Consider the following 15,581-nt stretch of genomic DNA (forward strand, 5'->3'; position numbering starts at 1 on the left):
CAGATGCTGATACTTTTATTCTTTTATGCAATATCAAATTTTAACTGGCCTGCTTTAACACCAATCTTAAGTGTGCTACCTGCCTCTAATTCTCCCTTGAGAAGAAGTTCTGCCAACTTGTCTTCCACTTCTGTTTGCAGGGTTCTGCGAAGTGGACGAGCTCCCATCTCTGGGTCATATCCTTGATTTGCCAACAATTTCAGTGCGGAAGTTTGTAATTTCAAGTCAATGCCTTTTTCAGCCAAACTTGCCACTAAAGGTTTGACCATAATCTTCACCACTTCCTGCATATGGTCGCTAGACAGGCTATGGAAGACCACCTTTTCATCAATACGGTTGATAAACTCAGGTCTATAAGCTTTTTTCAGTTCTTCAAACATGCGTTTTTCCATATTTTCCTGGTCAAAACGAATGTCCTTAGCCCCAAATCCGACAGTCTTGTCATCACGAAGGGCTGTCGCACCAAGGTTTGACGTCATGATGATAATGGTATTTGAAAAGTCGACCTTGCGGCCCTTACTATCAGTCAGGACACCATCATCCAAGACCTGCAAGAGAACATTAAAGATGTCTGGGTGAGCCTTTTCTACCTCATCAAAGAGGAGAACGGAATAGGGTTTGTTGCGAACCTTCTCTGTCAACTCCCCACCTTCTTCGTAACCCACATAGCCTGGAGGAGCTCCGTTGAGACGGCTGGCTGCAAATTTCTCCATATACTCACTCATATCAAAGCGGATAAGGGCTGATTCGTCGTCAAAAAGAACTTCTGCCAGAGCCTTAGCCAATTCGGTCTTACCGACACCTGTGGGTCCTAGGAACATAAAGGAACCAATCGGACGCTTGTGACTACGAATACCAGACTGATTGCGGCGAATGGCACGGCTAATGCTTGAAACAGCTTGATCTTGCCCGATAACACGTTTGTGCAATTCAGCTTCCAGATTCAGGTATTTCTTGGCATCCGTTTGAGTCAGTTTTTGGACTGGAATACCTGACAAGCGACTCAAGGTGGTCAAAATATCAGCCTCTGTCACCAATTCTTTATAGACAGGCACTTCCTCTTCTGTTGCGATTAGCTGGGCTGCCTGTTTCCACTTGCCATCCATCAAGGCCTTGTCAGCTAAACTCAAGCCAGAATCGTCTGCTTTTACATGCTTTGACTTATTTTGCACTGTTGCTGCTGCCTCATCCAAGAGATCAATAGCAGAGTCTGGCAAGTGACGACTAGTCAAGTAACGATGTGCCATCTTGACGGCTGTTTCAACCGCTTCATCTGTGATTTGCACACGATGATGTTTCTCATAAGTCGCCTTCAAACCTTTCAAAATGGCCATACTGTCGACCACACTTGGCTCTTCAATCGTCACTTTGGCGAAACGACGAGAAAGAGCTGCGTCTTTTTCAATGTGTTTTTGATATTCTTCCTGAGTGGTCGCACCAACCGTTCTCAAAGTTCCACGCGCCAAGGCTGGTTTCAAGATATTGGCCGCATCCAGAGTTGAGTCAATCCCGCTCCCAGAACCCATGATGGTATGAAGTTCATCGATAAAGAGGATTACTTGGCCATCTTCTTCAATATCCTTGATGATATTATTCATGCGTTCTTCAAAGTCACCACGGAAACGTGTCCCTGCAACGACATTCATCAAATCAAGCTCTAACACGCGCATCTTGGCCATTTCCGCAGGCACATCCCCACTAGCAATACGCTGAGCGAGCCCAAGCGCCAAGGCTGTTTTCCCGACACCAGCATCCCCAACCAAGACAGGATTGTTCTTGGTCTTCCGGCTCAAGATTTGAATCATACGCGAGATTTCCTTGTCCCGACCGATGACTGGTTCTAACTTGCCAGAACGCGCTTGCTCTGTCAAATCATGCGTATAGTCCTCGAGACCACCACTCGGAGTCTGCGGCATGCCCATCATATTGGCCATAGAATTTTGTTTGTCAGCCACAGTACGATGGCGTTGACGTAAAGCCTTGAGGTCTTCACGAGTCCAACCTGCCCGTTCTTCTAAATTTCGACGAAGGGCAGCAATCTTGACCTGATCTTTCTTGTCTTCATAAGAAAAACCAGCCCTCTCCAAAATACGAGTCGCCAAGGCATTGCCATCATGCAAAATCGCATAGAGGACATGCTCTGTCCCTAGCACCTTAGCATGGACCACTGACGCTACATACTCTGCTTCATCAAAAAGAACCTGCAAACGATGGGAGAACGACAATTCCGTAAAGGTTTCATCCTGGCTATAGTCCGTTTCAGTCAGTTCCAAAGCTACTTCTTCTAAACGGTCCATCTCATATGGATAATCATTTAAAGTTGCCCCTGCCACACTATAACTGTGATTGGACATGGCAATCAACAAGTGCCAAGACTCTAGGTAACGAGCTCCAAAATGGCCAGCCACCATGTAGGCACTTTCGATACATTCATTCAATGCTTTTGAATAGTTCATCTTACTTCCCTTTTCTATCTACCTCTTGTATGACCTGTCGTAGCATATTAGCACGAACAACTGGAGCTTCTTCTCCTAAAACGCGATCCAAAGCTACTGATACTAGCAAATTCATCTCCTGTTTGGTCATCAATTCCTGCTCAACCAAAAGCTGTAGAATATCCTCATAAATTTCTTGACTGACCCGCTCACCAATCGAGTAAAGCAAATCGCGGAGCATTTCATGATGACTAGAAAACTCAATCCGTCCTATACGAATATAGCCTCCGCCACCACGCTTACTTTCAACCAAGTAGCCTCTACTTTCCGTAAAGCGTGTCTTGATCACATAGTTAATCTGACTGGGAACAACCTGAAAGGTATCTGCCAACTGACTACGTTGCAACTCCACAATACCAGATTGATCTAAAATCGCCTTGATGTAGGCCTCAATATGATCCGATGTATTTTTAAATCTCATTACAAACCCACCTCTCTCTTTAAACCTTGACTATCTTTGACTATACTATCATTTAACACTCTATAAGTCAAATTTTTAGGGCTCAGCCCTTGAAAATACTGACTTTCTTTAAAAACATTTAGGCATTAAATCGCCTTAGTTTTTCTTAAAAGTTCCTAAAAAAGTCCATAAAAAAAGCCCTAAAAAGGGCGAAATATTGACGAGTTCAGCAGGCAAGAAACTAGCACGGTCAAACGTGCTTTTTTATTACCTGCTAATATTGTATCATATTCTCTCAACTTATATATAGCCAAAATCACGCAAAATATAAAGATAAAAGTATATAGGATAATGCAAAAGCCCCTCTCACTTTTATTCTATTGAATGAATAGCATGATGAGAAGCAAGGATAAAAAGCCCTCAGATAAATCTGAGAACTTAAATAATGATGTGTTAGCTCGCTCACTTAATTAAAACGCTTAACACTATTAAATTATAGTTTACTTTGAAATATGCTGAATCCTTTCTGTAAATTTTTGAATCGCATTCAGTTCTGCAGGTCTTAAATGAGGGTACGCTTTAGTCCTCCCCCCATTTCGTTTAATATGTCCAAATTCAAGTAAATGAGTAAGAGAGCCGTATTTAAAACTATATACAACCCAAACCCCTTTTCTCACTCTTTTCTTACGCCATCCTTTTGAATATTTACCTGTTCTTTTAGGGCTAGTTTCCCTTAATTCTTGGACTGTTTCTTTAGCGACTTGCTCCGCAATTTTATCAACTTCCTCATTAACCTCTTCACAATATTCTTCTAGAATATTTGCTAATTGTGTTGCTAGATCCATTTTCTAAAAACTCCTTCTATTTTTTTAAATATCAACTTTTTACCCCCTTTTTGGTTGACAGCTTCCGACTTGGAAAAAGTTACCGCTCCCGGTACCTAAAATCAACGAAAATGCTTTACAAAGTGGGGGGAGTGTCAATATCCTTTCAGTTCTATAAATCTTTTAGCGATTACTTTTCTTCGACTATTTATATAACGAGTAGTTTTATTTAGTTTCTCTGCCACGTCTTCCCAGGTCATACCAGCTTCTAAAAATCTCATTTTAAAAATGACTAGATCACTTTCAATTAAGTTTTCCATCAAGGTATCTACAACTAGTTTGAAGCCTTCTAAATATCTTAGTGTTTGGTCTTCTTCAATTCTAATGATTGTCGCTTCAGTAGGACTAGATACTGTCTTTCCTTTCCCACCAGTATAATCTTCAGTGCTATGTTTCTTATTATGTATCAGTTCCTGTCTTCTCAAATAAATTTTATTAGCAAGCGTTCTATATCGTCCTAACTCAATATCTATCCCGTCCAGATCTCTGTTACTCAACTCGTACATAGGCAAGTACCTCCACTTAAATTTAAAAATTTTTTTATCTTGCAATTTGTCAAATTGTAAATTCTGTCAAACTGACAAAAAGCGCTAAAAGCCTTCCAACACTCCACTTACCAGGTATCATTGTTTTAAGTTTGACAACTCTTCAGTATGACAAGTTCAAGGGAAATTTCTTTAATTTATCCCCTCAGTTTCTCATATCTTACATTCTGTGAAACTCACCCCATTCTATAACTTACTGATATACATGGCTTCCAAGCCTATACTCTGTTTTAGTTTATGCTTTCTTCATTTTGTGAAACTAATTTACTAAAATTAAAAACAAGGCCATTTTTGATATAGCTATCAATTTCTTGATATTCAAATCAGCCTTGTTTCTAATGAATTACTCTTTACCTAAATACTCTTTAATCTCACGATATTCCTTAGAAAAATTCATATGCCCACTGACATCAGGATTTAAGAACGGAAGGATACTTATTGGATTTACTTCTGTCCGATATACTGCAAGAGAATGCTCCTGAGTTATTTCTCCAACTACGCCTTTATGTATTTCTTCTACATCTTTCTTTAGTACTTGAATTTCATCGTAGGCATCTAAAATTATTCTAAGTTTCTTCTGGTAACGTTTATAGATTTTCTTTTCTTCAGCTCTTCGTTTAGTCTCTTTAAAGATATATTCAAATATCGCTGCCTTTGCCTCCCAGAAATAAGTATCATACTCTTTCTCTAAAAGATTGATTGATTCACTCATTTTAGCAATTTGTCCTAAAGAAGTAGTATTATCCTCAAGAAAAGAATCAATATTATCAAATGAAACCTTCTTCTCTCCAGTAATTGTTTTTCTTTTTTCTTCCAACTTTGTTCTTGCTTTTGCAATATTATCTTTTTTATCATCAAGATTTTCTAATGTTGATAATACTTCTCTAATATCCATCCCCTATCTCCTAATTCCATTTTATAAAGAAAGCGCAATCCGTTTCAATTTTCTTCACAACGAAACGAGTATAAAGCATTAAACTCATTCCATAAATAACGGATTCACTTACCCAACGTAAGCTATTTTTATTTCTTTCAAATAAAGTAGCGAAATTGTACAAATCCCCAACGAAAGCAACTTTATCGCCTTTTACTCCTAGTACTTCATCAGACACAACAATAACATCATCAACGTATAAGTTTTCTGAGTATCGTTCCTTCTTGTTAATTTTTAAAATATAATTTCCATCACTAGATTTCTCTTTATCTAAAAACTTAAATAGCGACTGACTTAATACAAGAGTATTATGACGTTCAGGATTCAAATCGTTTATGGTGTCTTTCAATTCGTCAAAATTAGAAACATTTTTTTCAGGTGCTTCTTTTAGAATTTTTCCAATTTCAATATTACGTGTTTTACGACAAAGACGGGTAATTTTGTTACTTAAGAAGTCTAATATATTATATTCTCCATCATCAACTTGTTCAGACGATAAGGGGAGACGGCCTGAAAATGTCTTGTGTTCGAACTTAGTTCTAATCTGTTTTTTTCTAAGTTCTACAATTTTACTTTCTCTAAACTCTTCCGATTCAAGTTCTGATAGATGTTCATCGTCAAAATCTACAGTTTCATATGTTCCACCAGTACCCGTATACTCAATAACATTAACAAGATCCACTAGTTCTTTTCCTTCTTCAGGAACGTCATAGATACTTGTTATATCTTGTGATAATATTAAACCTGTTTTTAAATTTTTATCATCGATACTCATTCCTCTACTTCTTACATACTTTTCTACCAAACTAAATTTTTTAGCCATTTTATACTCCTTTATCTCTTTATTGCTCCTCGTTGTTTATAATTTTTTCTAAAGTTCTTAGCTCTTAGCTTTTCTTTTAGAACTCTACGAGCTTTTAAAATCATTTTTTCTAACTGTTGATTTTGTGTTTTCGTTAGCATATTTTTCTAGTATTTCATGGTTCCCACTTTCTAAACTGCTATCTTCATTTTTACATTTTGAAAATATTTTCTGTCTTTTTTCTGGATCAATAGAAAACTTACTAGCTACCACATACCCTAAGGATGTATCTACTGTCATCTTCTTCACCTCCTTTCTTCTCAAGCAAAAAGGGACATACCACTAGCATCATATGCTTACGGTATGCCCCTGAGTTGTTCTCAATAGACTTATTTTTTAGTTTCTTTTTTGACTAGATGAGTAAATTTCCCATCTGAGTAGACTAAAGTTATCTCTCCAAATCTTGGAACTTTTTCTATCTCTATTATACCACATTTTTCGTAGACAATAAAGCCTTTTTCTGTTGAAAATTTCATTTCATCCATATCTATTAACCTTTCTCTCCTCTCACTGTGTTAATCGTATATCGCTTATCTTTGATTGTGAAAGCCTTAAAAGTGTTCCCCTCTAAACCTTTCAAAATTCTACTTGAATTTCTAGCATTGTATACCGTCCGCAGTTCACTACTATCTAGGTTCGTGTTGAAAATCGTAGTTTCTCGATTGTTGATAATATCAAACAAGAAATCCTGTTCCCAATCGCTCTTAGGAGTGATTGTTCCATTTTTTGCCCCCAGGTCATCGATGATTAGAAAATCAACATCAACTAGCTTTTTAACTGCCTCATACTCTGTTAAGTTTGCATTTCTTCCATAAGCCCATCCTTCTTTTATCTGCTTGATAATCTCGGTTAAACTGACAAATAAGACACTCTTAGGATCGTTCTTCTCTCTGAAACTCTCATTGATTTCTTTGGCCAGGGCAAGCGATAAATGACTTTTTCCTATTCCTGTGCTACCGCTGATTAAAGTATTTCCCGTCATACCTGCAAGGTATTTCTGGGCTTGACCCTTTACAAACTCTAACATCTGACCTTCCTCTGTAGTCTTAACAAAGAAATTATCAAATGTCGCTCCCTTTAACTCTTTAGGAATTGTACTATCACGCATTAATACATCATAAGTTTTAAAATATGTTTGTCTATCATCAAACCGCTGTAATAGGTCTTTCTCTTTTTGTTTAATATCCCCCTTCACACACTCCGGGCAAAATGGTTGTATTTTTCTTTCTGAACCCCCTACTACAGGTATAGAAATTTCCCAGTAATTTACCTGATGAATATCACAAACTTTATCTGATATTTTTCTGTTATTAAATTCTTTAAATTGTTCCTTCATCCTTGCAACTCCTAAAATGGTAGGTCTGGGAAGTTATCTCTAGACTCCCCTTTTATGGTTTTAGGCTTTTGATTCAAATAACCGTCAAACTTAGATCCGAAAAGTGTTTCAGGTCTCAGATATTTAGAAAATTCAGGACTATCCTTCCATTCTGCCGTTTTAATATCTATCACCTGTTTAAAATCTTCAAGTGTATAGCCTTCTTTGAATCGTGCTAGTAAAAGCCTTTTTGTCTTATCAACAAACTTATACCGCTTATTAGCTACTTGATTCAGATAAACAATAGGAATCCAAAGTTCTTTATGTTTTGTTTTCTCTAAATCTTTTATAGCTGTTTCTTCAAGCCAAGTAGGAAAAGTGAAAGATGAGCTTTGCTCATTAGGCGAGTTTCCCTCGACTATATATTCTTTATTTATATCTAACTTTAAATCTTGCTCTAACTCTTTCTCTTTATCTATCTCTTTCTCTGTCTTACATGTAGATAACGTTGTAAAATTATTAGATAACAATGTAAGATTTTTTTCTTTCTCTTGTTGCTCTTTGCGGTAGCTTCTCATATATGCAGCGTGGTTTGTTTCTTGTTGTACCAAAGCTTTTGCTTGTGTTAACTCGGCATTTTTATCTTCATCAATCTGAATCAGGCCACATTGCGTAAAATAAGCTATAGTCATAGATATATCATCCTCAGAAACATCTAATTTCAAGGCCAGTTCTTCTTTTAAGGTTTCAAAGTATCCTTCGTAATACAGAATACAATCACTTTCAAGACTTTCTAACATAAGACGGATATAAATCACTATCATAGTGTAGCCGCCAGGCATACTTTTTAGTCGCTTAATAAATAGGTTATCAAAAAATTTCTTATCAATTTTTAACCAAAAATATACTTTAGTCTTTGCCATCATCTACCCCCAAAAACTTTAAAACATCTGAGACTTTATAATACGCTTTTCTAGTATCTTCAATAGGCGGTATATACTGCGGTAGTCCTGCACCTTCCCATTTTGTCAAGGTTTTATCTCCTATGCCCAGTTCTTCCTTTAGTTCCACCTTGCTTATCAAATCTAATCTTTTTTGAGGTGCTTTCTCATGGCTTCTTAAATATCGTTCCACTGCTTCCAAAATCTTAGACTTTAAATCTTCAATCATTTTTTCAAACATCTTAGTACCCCCATGGCTTAACCCCTGCAAGCTGAATATATCGCCCATAATCAGGGCTTAAATCCTCGCTAGTTGTTTCTATCGTCTGTGTACTTTCTCGCTCGATTTGGGCGCTTTTTTTGCGGTCTCGATGGTTCAGGTAAATGAGAAAGCCAATCAAAATCACGGTAAAAATAATCGCCTGTGTATTGCTTAAATCTAGTTCATTCATGCTATGCCCTCGCTTTGTAATTCTTGATATAATTTACTTGATAGCTTCGCTCCATCTTCAGAAAGTCGTACACCTCTTCTGGAGTTACTTTATCATCTAAAAAGTCAATGATGAACTGAAATAGGTTCGGATTTCTATCCTTGATTTTAGTCATTAGCTTATCAAATTCTGATCGTGTCATGTTATCTAGGTCTAGAGTCATATTTTTCTCCATTAGTCTTTCCTTGTCCTTTTTCCTACCTGTTTTCTATATGGTATACTTCACCACTCCAAACGCTGAGCGATTGCCCCAAGTTGGCGAACGCTTGTAGTGATGTTTCGTGGGTAATCACCCACATTTCAGCTAAACAAGGCCTTAGAATCACCCTGTCAGCGCTTGATTTCAAAACCTTTTCTAATTGCTTGCCTGCTCTTCGGTTTTTCTTTAGGTATTTGATAAAATAGATATTTTTTGCTATAATCAAAGCATAGAAAAAATTTCTATACTCTGAATTGTGTCGCTTGCTCGCCTTGGCCAAAATTTGAGCAAGTGATTTTTTTATTTTCTTTTTGCATGATTACTACCTGACTTTGGTTTATAAAGCAAGTCTTTACTTTCGATAAGATCTAGAATCCAACTGATTCCCTGTTCTACTGTTTCAAGAAATGCGCCCAGGTCTTCACTGTCCAAGTTCTCGTAGTTCATACAAAGATATTCGGCTAGTTGTCTGTCTTTCTCAACTAGCTTTTTAAAATCCTTGGGATACTTAGGAATTTCTAACCCCTTGGCATTTGTAACTGTCTTAAAATCATTTTCCATTTTCTATACTCCTATACTTTAAAAATTAATTCCTTAATTTCTGAATACCCCCTATTCAAGTTAATCATAGCTATTGCCATATCTTCCAAACGTTGGTAGTTTGTCAGTTCTGCACTTGTCAAGCCATCAATGCCGTTCTTACTTTCTCGCTCCTTCATGAGTTGCGCTTTATTCTTCCCTGTCACTCCCTTTAGTAGTAAGTTTGTAAGAGTACTATAGGCATGCTTGGGGGCTTTCTCCCATGTTTGAATAGCTTCAGTTAAGCTTTTACGCTTTGGCTTTTCCAGTTCTCTTTGAAGATAGCGTTTAGAAAGTTCATTACGCATTTCAAAAAAGGCTTTGACTAGGTTCTTCTTAAACTCTTTTACGGGGTCTGTATTTCGTAAGTAAGTGATCAGCAATGTTGCTTGTTGTTCATTCAGAAGATAGATTTTTTTCGGTTGCCCTCTCTTATCTAATTTATGGATTTTAAATCCAAGTATTCCCAACGCTTCAAAATCAGCTTTATTGTCTCTGACTAAGCGTGTAATAGTATGGTGCTGTACTTCAGCACATTCAGCGATAATCTCGCTCGTAGTATACGGCTCTTTCTTGCCGTCCATGTAAACCAATTCCATCGGTCCACTCCTTTCTTATTTTTGTCAATGCTTACCACCTAAAACAGTACCAAGGGGAAGAACTTTCTAGGGAGAAAGGAGTCACCCCCTACAAACCCTTGATACTGCCATAGGTAGCAAGCAAAGTAGTCTAGTAAAAATTTAGCTAGATCCGTTTATCAATCCCCAGTGGTAAAGCACCACATGAGAAATCTGTAAACGTAGAGTAGTATTGCGATTGGTTCGCTCCTTTCTAATAATCTTCTAAAAGCCACTCTATCACACTTTCGTAAATGCGCTTAGGTGCATCGTAGTTGCCAGCTTCAATTTTTGCTAGAGTAGGAGGTGTAATTTTTAGTTTCTTGGCTAACTGAACTTTTCCAAGCTGAAGCTCCCCTCGTTTTCGACGAACTTTTTTTGCATGTTCTATTGTTAATAACATTATCAACTCACTCCTTTCTAAAAAATCTTGATTTGGACGAAAGTTTTTTCATCACACTTTGAATTATAAACGAATTTATTTTCGTTGTCAAGCGATAAATGAAATTTTTTTCGTCTATGATTTTATTTTTTCTCTCTACTATGTTATACTTTAGATAAACGTATAAGAGGATAACTAATGGAAAAACAAACACCTAAAAATAATCTAAAAAAACTTAGAATAGAAAAAGGATTCTCCCAAAAAGAATTTTACGAAGATATTATAAAAAAAGAACTAGGTTTGAATATTACTTTACGAACTTATCAAAATTGGGAAAATCCAAATAATGAAATCAAATCAAAACCTGCTCTACTACTTGCAGAATATTTCGGGGTAAATGTTGGATATCTTTTAGGGGAAGACGAAAGAAGAACAACCTACCTAACCTCTACTCTAGAGAAATATAGTGATAACATGGAATCCCCAGTAGATTTCGCAGGATATGGTTTGTTGGCGCTAACTCGTGGTGAAAAAGTAAGGGATACCGTAATAGAAAACCTTAGAGAAATCACAGACTATTATGGACATAGAAGATGTGCTAAAGAAGAATTTAAAAATTGGAGTCAAGAAAAAAAAGATCTTATGTTAAAAGGAATGCAAGACTATGCTGATTCAAATATCGGAAGATTTCTTGCAGGTCTAATGACCTTTCCTGATAAGACTAAAATTACTATTATTGATTTTTTAACACTAGACAAGAAAGAAAGGGAAGCTATTAGTACAATAATTTCCTCATTAGCCGATAATCCTGTTCTTCATAAAGATTATGATGACTAATATAAAATCGCTAATCACTATATAAGCTCCATATCCGCCAATAAATACTCTATCCCATAGGTCTATTGTAAAAAAGATGGGATAGCCCACTAAATCTTTTATCAGAAAAACACCAGCATATAGGAGACTACTTATGAAAAAATTACTAAGCACATCAGCTATTTTACTTTCTGCTACCGTTCTAGTAGCTTGCTCTAACGATCAATCAACTACTAAAGATAGCTCAGAACAAGCAAAAACGGAGCAAAAAAACACTACTTCAACAAACACAAAAGCCAAAGTAGATAACAGTAAATACGACAATCTAATTTCTGAAATCAAGTCAAAATTAGATCCTGAATCAACTGGCGCAATAAGCGTAAAAATTCAAAATAACGTAATCGATTCAGACTCATCCGAACCGCATGATACAATCATGATTTTGCTAACTGGAACGGCTAAAGATAGCGCAAAAGAGACTATGGACGCAATCAATTCAAATTCTGCTACAACTAATCAGCAAAATGCAATTACCGTATTTCGGATGTCTATATCTGAGTTTGCTAAAAAATTACCAGACGACAATACTACTCTTTCCCTTGGATATGAAAAATCCGCTGATCAATACGACTTAATCGCAAAATCTTCAAAACAAAAAGATTTTATCCCTGTTGGAGAAATCATCGTAAATTAAAAAACTCCCCCATATTCGCCAATAGCGCCCCTATTTCTAAGGTCTATTGTGCAAAAACAGGGGAAATTGAAGAATAGAAAACTGATTTTACAGACTAAAGTGCAAAAAAAACGGCAAAATTGACAAATAGAAAGGAGAAACATGAACTACGCTCAAGACTACCTGGACGATATACTGGTACGAATGGCCTACCATTCTAGCGGTATTGAAGGAAACACTATTTCCCTACCCGAAACCGTCAGCATTATCTTAGAAAGCACCTTGCCACGCAACGGCAAAAGTATTCGTGAGTTTTATGAGATTGAAAACCATAAACAGGCCTTTTCTTATCTCTTGGACTCATTGGCAAATCATCAAGCCCTTACTGTGGGGCTGGTTCAAGATTTTCACGCCTTATTAGTGGATAGACTGCAACATGATCGCGGACAATTTAAGCAAGTTCAAAATGCTATTATCGGGGCTGAATTTCAAACGGCTAGCCCAGCAGAAACACCCTACCTGATGACGCAATGGGCTGATAATACCGCTTATCGCTTAGATCATGCTCAGAATGAAAAAGAAATCTTAGAGATTTTAGCAGATACCCATATCCAGATTGAACGGATTCACCCATTTAGCGACGGCAACGGCCGTACAGGGCGCCTTTTACTCATGTACCTAGCTATGAAGTATCTAAACGCTCCTATCATCATCTCAAAAGACTCAAGGGCGCATTATATGGAACTCCTCGCGAATCAAGACGTAACTGGACTAGCTGACCTCTTCAAAGAATCACTGGACTACGAAACAACACGGAAAGGACAGTTTTAGGACGAAAAAAGGCGAACTTTCCCAGCGTTGAGATTTTTCGATACTCAAAAATTTTTAAAAAACAAACCAAAAAGATTGACAAAAACTAAAAATTACAGTATTATTAGGCAATGAGAAGAGTTTCTGCTCCCAAGGGAGCAGAGTACGCGAAACACCGCCTAGTTCTACTAGGTGGTGTTTTTGTATATAAGGAACATATATGAAACCATTTCAAACATTAGATGAACAAATAAAACTTCTCCAGTCTAGAGGTTTAGAAATAGATAACATAGTAGAATGTAAAAGATACCTTCTAACTAACAACTATTACAACGTCGTCAACGGATATAGTAAATTTTTTCAAACATCAAAAGATAAATTTATAACTGGTGCAGACTTTAGAGAAATAGCTGCAACACACTTTTACGATAAAGAAATTAAATCAGCTTTTTTAAAAGCAATTATAGATGCAGAAAAACACTTTAAATCCGTACTGGCATATCGTTTTTCAGAATCATATCCAAAGCCATACTCTTATCTAGATATTAATAATTTTGAAACACAAAAAGATGCAAAAAGGCTCGCACAAATTACAAACTTAATCAGTATATTAGCTAGAATACTCAATGATTATAATAGGGATAAGCAAAACAATTCTATAAAACACCACTATAAACAACATGGCGTTGTTCCTTTCTGGGTTATCATCAATGAACTTACATTAGGACAAGCATTTAACTTTTATAGAAATCTAAACACTGATATAAAAAATCAAATAGCTAGAGATTTATCACCATTCTTACAAGAAAATATTGAATACATCCAAAATAGACCTAGTAAAGACCTTTTAAGTGGAAAGGCTTTAGAAAGTATTATTAAAAATATACTAGAAATTAGAAATATCACTGCTCATAATAATAAGCTTTTCAATTATAAATGTCGTGAGAATCTTCCACAACTAGCTTATTTCCATTATTACAATAACAATGCCAATACATCAAGACAATCTGTATATTATGTTTTTCTTGCCTTGCAATGCCTACTTGCTTCCACACAATACGCTCAATTACATAACACTATTATTAAAAGAACCAAAGCTCTAAATAAAAAAGCGCACTCCATTGAAGCCGGCATTGTATTGGACACACTTGGATTTCCGAATAATTGGTATAATATCACTGACACATTAAGATAGAACTACTTGCAATATATGGGCTTTTTAAAACCCTCATATCAGCCCCATATCCGCCTTGTTTCCTATTCTGGTACAATTTACCGTCTGACTGCTTAAAATCGAAAATAAGGGGTTCTCGTAGCCCCTCGCATGGTCTAAACTCAAAACCTTTTCTAATTGCTTGCCTGCTGATGGAAAAGGAGTAAACCATGAAAATTACACAACACACGAAAAAAGACGGATCAGCAGTCTACCGCTCCAGTATCTATCTTGGCATTGATTCTGTAACTGGTAAGAAGGTCAAGACTACCATATCAGCACGAACAAAGAAAGAACTCAAAAACAAGACCACCCAGGCTAAGGTAGAATTTGAGAAAAACGGCTCGACACGGAAACAACGCTCACATATAACAACCTATAGCGAACTTGTGGACTTATTTTGGCAAACCTACCAGTATACCGTAAAGACTAATACGCAGATTAAGATAAAAGGTTGCTTAAATAACTACCTCTTGCCCTCATTTGGTACTTACAAACTAGATAAACTTACACCTGTCATTATCCAAACTCAGGTAAATAAATGGGCGGATGAGTACAATCAGGACGGAACGGGGTATAAAGAATACAATCATCTTCATGCCTTAAATAAACGTATTCTACAGTATGGAGTTTCTATCCAGGCATTAGACAATAACCCTGCTCGTGATGTTGTCATTCCCAGAAAGATAACCAGAGATAAACAAGAAATTAAATACTTTCAAGATCAGGAACTTAAAAACTTCCTCTCCTATCTCGATAGCCTAGAAAATACCTTTATCAATTTTTATGATACCGTGCTTTATAAGACACTCCTAGCTACTGGACTGCGCATCCGTGAATGTCTGGCCCTGGAATGGTCTGATATTGACCTGCAGAACGGAACGATCGATATTAACAAAACACTCAACATTTTAAACCAGGTAAACACTCCTAAGACAAAATCAAGCTATAGAGTTTTAGATATTGATCATAAAACAGTGCTCATGCTTCGTCTCTACCGAGCAAGACAAGCAGAAAACGGTAGAAACATTGGCTTAACCTATGAGAAAGTATTCTCTGATAGCTTTGACAACTATGTCAATACTCGAAAAGTTGATTACCGCCTACATAAGCACTTAAAAAACGCTAACTGTACTGATTTAGGCTTTCATGCTTTCCGACACACTCACGCTAGTATCTTGCTTAATGCTGGCCTGCCATACAAGGAAATACAGACACGGCTTGGCCATGCAAAAATATCTGTAACTATGGACACTTACAGCCATTTATCAAAAGAAAATCAAAAAAGAGCAGTCTCATTCTTTGAAACTGCCCTCGAAAAAATAAAAAGTTCTTAAAAAAGTCCACAAAATAAAAAAAAGCGACACATAAAACCCTTATGTATCAACGATTATAGAATGATTTCGGTATAATTGACTATTATAC

21 protein-coding genes are annotated in these 15,581 nt (G+C 36.7%); 5 read left to right on the forward strand and 16 right to left on the reverse strand.

Annotated features, from left to right (window positions below):
* Positions 1–23: 23 nt before the first annotated feature.
* From HT685_RS02125 to HT685_RS02200, 16 genes are all read right to left on the reverse strand, one after another.
* Positions 24–2,456, reverse strand: coding sequence for an ATP-dependent Clp protease ATP-binding subunit (locus HT685_RS02125; RefSeq protein WP_173224919.1), 2,433 nt, complete (start codon positions 2,454–2,456; stop codon positions 24–26).
* A gap of 1 nt (position 2,457) precedes the next feature.
* Positions 2,458–2,916 (reverse strand): CtsR family transcriptional regulator, encoded by a 459-nt coding sequence (locus HT685_RS02130; protein WP_024057371.1) that lies wholly within the window; start codon positions 2,914–2,916, stop codon positions 2,458–2,460.
* A gap of 479 nt (positions 2,917–3,395) precedes the next feature.
* Positions 3,396–3,740 (reverse strand): HK97 gp10 family phage protein, encoded by a 345-nt coding sequence (locus tag HT685_RS02135; RefSeq protein ID WP_173224916.1) that lies wholly within the window; start codon positions 3,738–3,740, stop codon positions 3,396–3,398.
* 134 nt (positions 3,741–3,874) lie between these two features.
* Positions 3,875–4,285, reverse strand: a complete 411-nt coding sequence (locus tag HT685_RS02140) for a DUF722 domain-containing protein (RefSeq protein WP_173224913.1) — start codon at positions 4,283–4,285, stop codon at positions 3,875–3,877.
* 382 nt (positions 4,286–4,667) lie between these two features.
* Complete coding sequence (locus HT685_RS02145) at positions 4,668–5,219, reverse strand: hypothetical protein (RefSeq protein ID WP_173224910.1); 552 nt, start codon at positions 5,217–5,219, stop codon at positions 4,668–4,670.
* A 10-nt stretch (positions 5,220–5,229) separates the two neighbouring features.
* Positions 5,230–6,081 carry a phage major capsid protein gene (locus HT685_RS02150; RefSeq protein ID WP_173224907.1) on the reverse strand — a complete coding sequence of 284 codons (852 nt, stop codon included), beginning with the start codon at positions 6,079–6,081 and terminating at the stop codon, positions 5,230–5,232.
* 84 nt (positions 6,082–6,165) lie between these two features.
* Complete coding sequence (locus tag HT685_RS02155) at positions 6,166–6,360, reverse strand: hypothetical protein (RefSeq protein WP_042900408.1); 195 nt, start codon at positions 6,358–6,360, stop codon at positions 6,166–6,168.
* An 89-nt stretch (positions 6,361–6,449) separates the two neighbouring features.
* Positions 6,450–6,605 carry a hypothetical protein gene (locus tag HT685_RS02160; protein ID WP_000344069.1) on the reverse strand — a complete coding sequence of 52 codons (156 nt, stop codon included), beginning with the start codon at positions 6,603–6,605 and terminating at the stop codon, positions 6,450–6,452.
* A gap of 5 nt (positions 6,606–6,610) precedes the next feature.
* Positions 6,611–7,456, reverse strand: a complete 846-nt coding sequence (locus HT685_RS02165; protein WP_050252585.1) for an ATP-binding protein — start codon at positions 7,454–7,456, stop codon at positions 6,611–6,613.
* An 11-nt stretch (positions 7,457–7,467) separates the two neighbouring features.
* Positions 7,468–8,358, reverse strand: a complete 891-nt coding sequence (locus HT685_RS02170; RefSeq protein ID WP_173224904.1) for a conserved phage C-terminal domain-containing protein — start codon at positions 8,356–8,358, stop codon at positions 7,468–7,470.
* The gene (locus HT685_RS02175) at positions 8,345–8,617 is read right to left on the reverse strand and encodes a hypothetical protein (protein WP_069288584.1); all 273 of its coding nucleotides are present in this window, start codon (positions 8,615–8,617) and stop codon (positions 8,345–8,347) included. The genes HT685_RS02170 and HT685_RS02175 overlap by 14 nt, the downstream gene beginning before the upstream one ends.
* Before the next feature lies 1 nt (position 8,618).
* On the reverse strand, positions 8,619–8,828 hold the full coding sequence (locus HT685_RS02180; protein WP_069288583.1) for a hypothetical protein: 210 nt from the start codon (positions 8,826–8,828) through the stop codon (positions 8,619–8,621).
* Position 8,829: 1 nt separating this feature from the next.
* Positions 8,830–9,030 carry a hypothetical protein gene (locus HT685_RS02185; RefSeq protein ID WP_004261925.1) on the reverse strand — a complete coding sequence of 67 codons (201 nt, stop codon included), beginning with the start codon at positions 9,028–9,030 and terminating at the stop codon, positions 8,830–8,832.
* A gap of 336 nt (positions 9,031–9,366) precedes the next feature.
* Complete coding sequence (locus tag HT685_RS02190; protein ID WP_049539448.1) at positions 9,367–9,627, reverse strand: hypothetical protein; 261 nt, start codon at positions 9,625–9,627, stop codon at positions 9,367–9,369.
* Between the two features lie 11 nt (positions 9,628–9,638).
* Entirely contained in the window at positions 9,639–10,244 is a 606-nt protein-coding gene (locus tag HT685_RS02195; RefSeq protein ID WP_173224900.1) for a Rha family transcriptional regulator, read from the reverse strand.
* Between the two features lie 232 nt (positions 10,245–10,476).
* On the reverse strand, positions 10,477–10,665 hold the full coding sequence (locus HT685_RS02200; protein WP_061438568.1) for a DNA-binding protein: 189 nt from the start codon (positions 10,663–10,665) through the stop codon (positions 10,477–10,479).
* Positions 10,666–10,842: 177 nt separating this feature from the next.
* Between HT685_RS02200 and HT685_RS02205 the strand changes: the two genes are divergently transcribed.
* The 5 genes from HT685_RS02205 to HT685_RS02225 all read left to right on the forward strand — a co-directional run bounded on the left by HT685_RS02205 (position 10,843) and on the right by HT685_RS02225 (position 15,493).
* On the forward strand, positions 10,843–11,481 hold the full coding sequence (locus HT685_RS02205; RefSeq protein WP_173224896.1) for a helix-turn-helix transcriptional regulator: 639 nt from the start codon (positions 10,843–10,845) through the stop codon (positions 11,479–11,481).
* Positions 11,482–11,614: 133 nt separating this feature from the next.
* Positions 11,615–12,154, forward strand: coding sequence for a hypothetical protein (locus tag HT685_RS02210; protein WP_173224893.1), 540 nt, complete (start codon positions 11,615–11,617; stop codon positions 12,152–12,154).
* 141 nt (positions 12,155–12,295) lie between these two features.
* Complete coding sequence (locus HT685_RS02215) at positions 12,296–12,964, forward strand: Fic family protein (protein WP_173224890.1); 669 nt, start codon at positions 12,296–12,298, stop codon at positions 12,962–12,964.
* A gap of 199 nt (positions 12,965–13,163) precedes the next feature.
* Positions 13,164–14,138 carry an Abi family protein gene (locus HT685_RS02220; protein WP_173224887.1) on the forward strand — a complete coding sequence of 325 codons (975 nt, stop codon included), beginning with the start codon at positions 13,164–13,166 and terminating at the stop codon, positions 14,136–14,138.
* Positions 14,139–14,326: 188 nt separating this feature from the next.
* The gene (locus HT685_RS02225; RefSeq protein WP_173224883.1) at positions 14,327–15,493 is read left to right on the forward strand and encodes a site-specific integrase; all 1,167 of its coding nucleotides are present in this window, start codon (positions 14,327–14,329) and stop codon (positions 15,491–15,493) included.
* The last annotated feature ends 88 nt before the right edge of the window (positions 15,494–15,581 follow it).

The sequence above is a fragment of the Streptococcus sp. 5004 genome, assembly GCF_013276755.1.
Taxonomy (GTDB): Bacteria; Bacillota; Bacilli; order Lactobacillales; family Streptococcaceae; genus Streptococcus.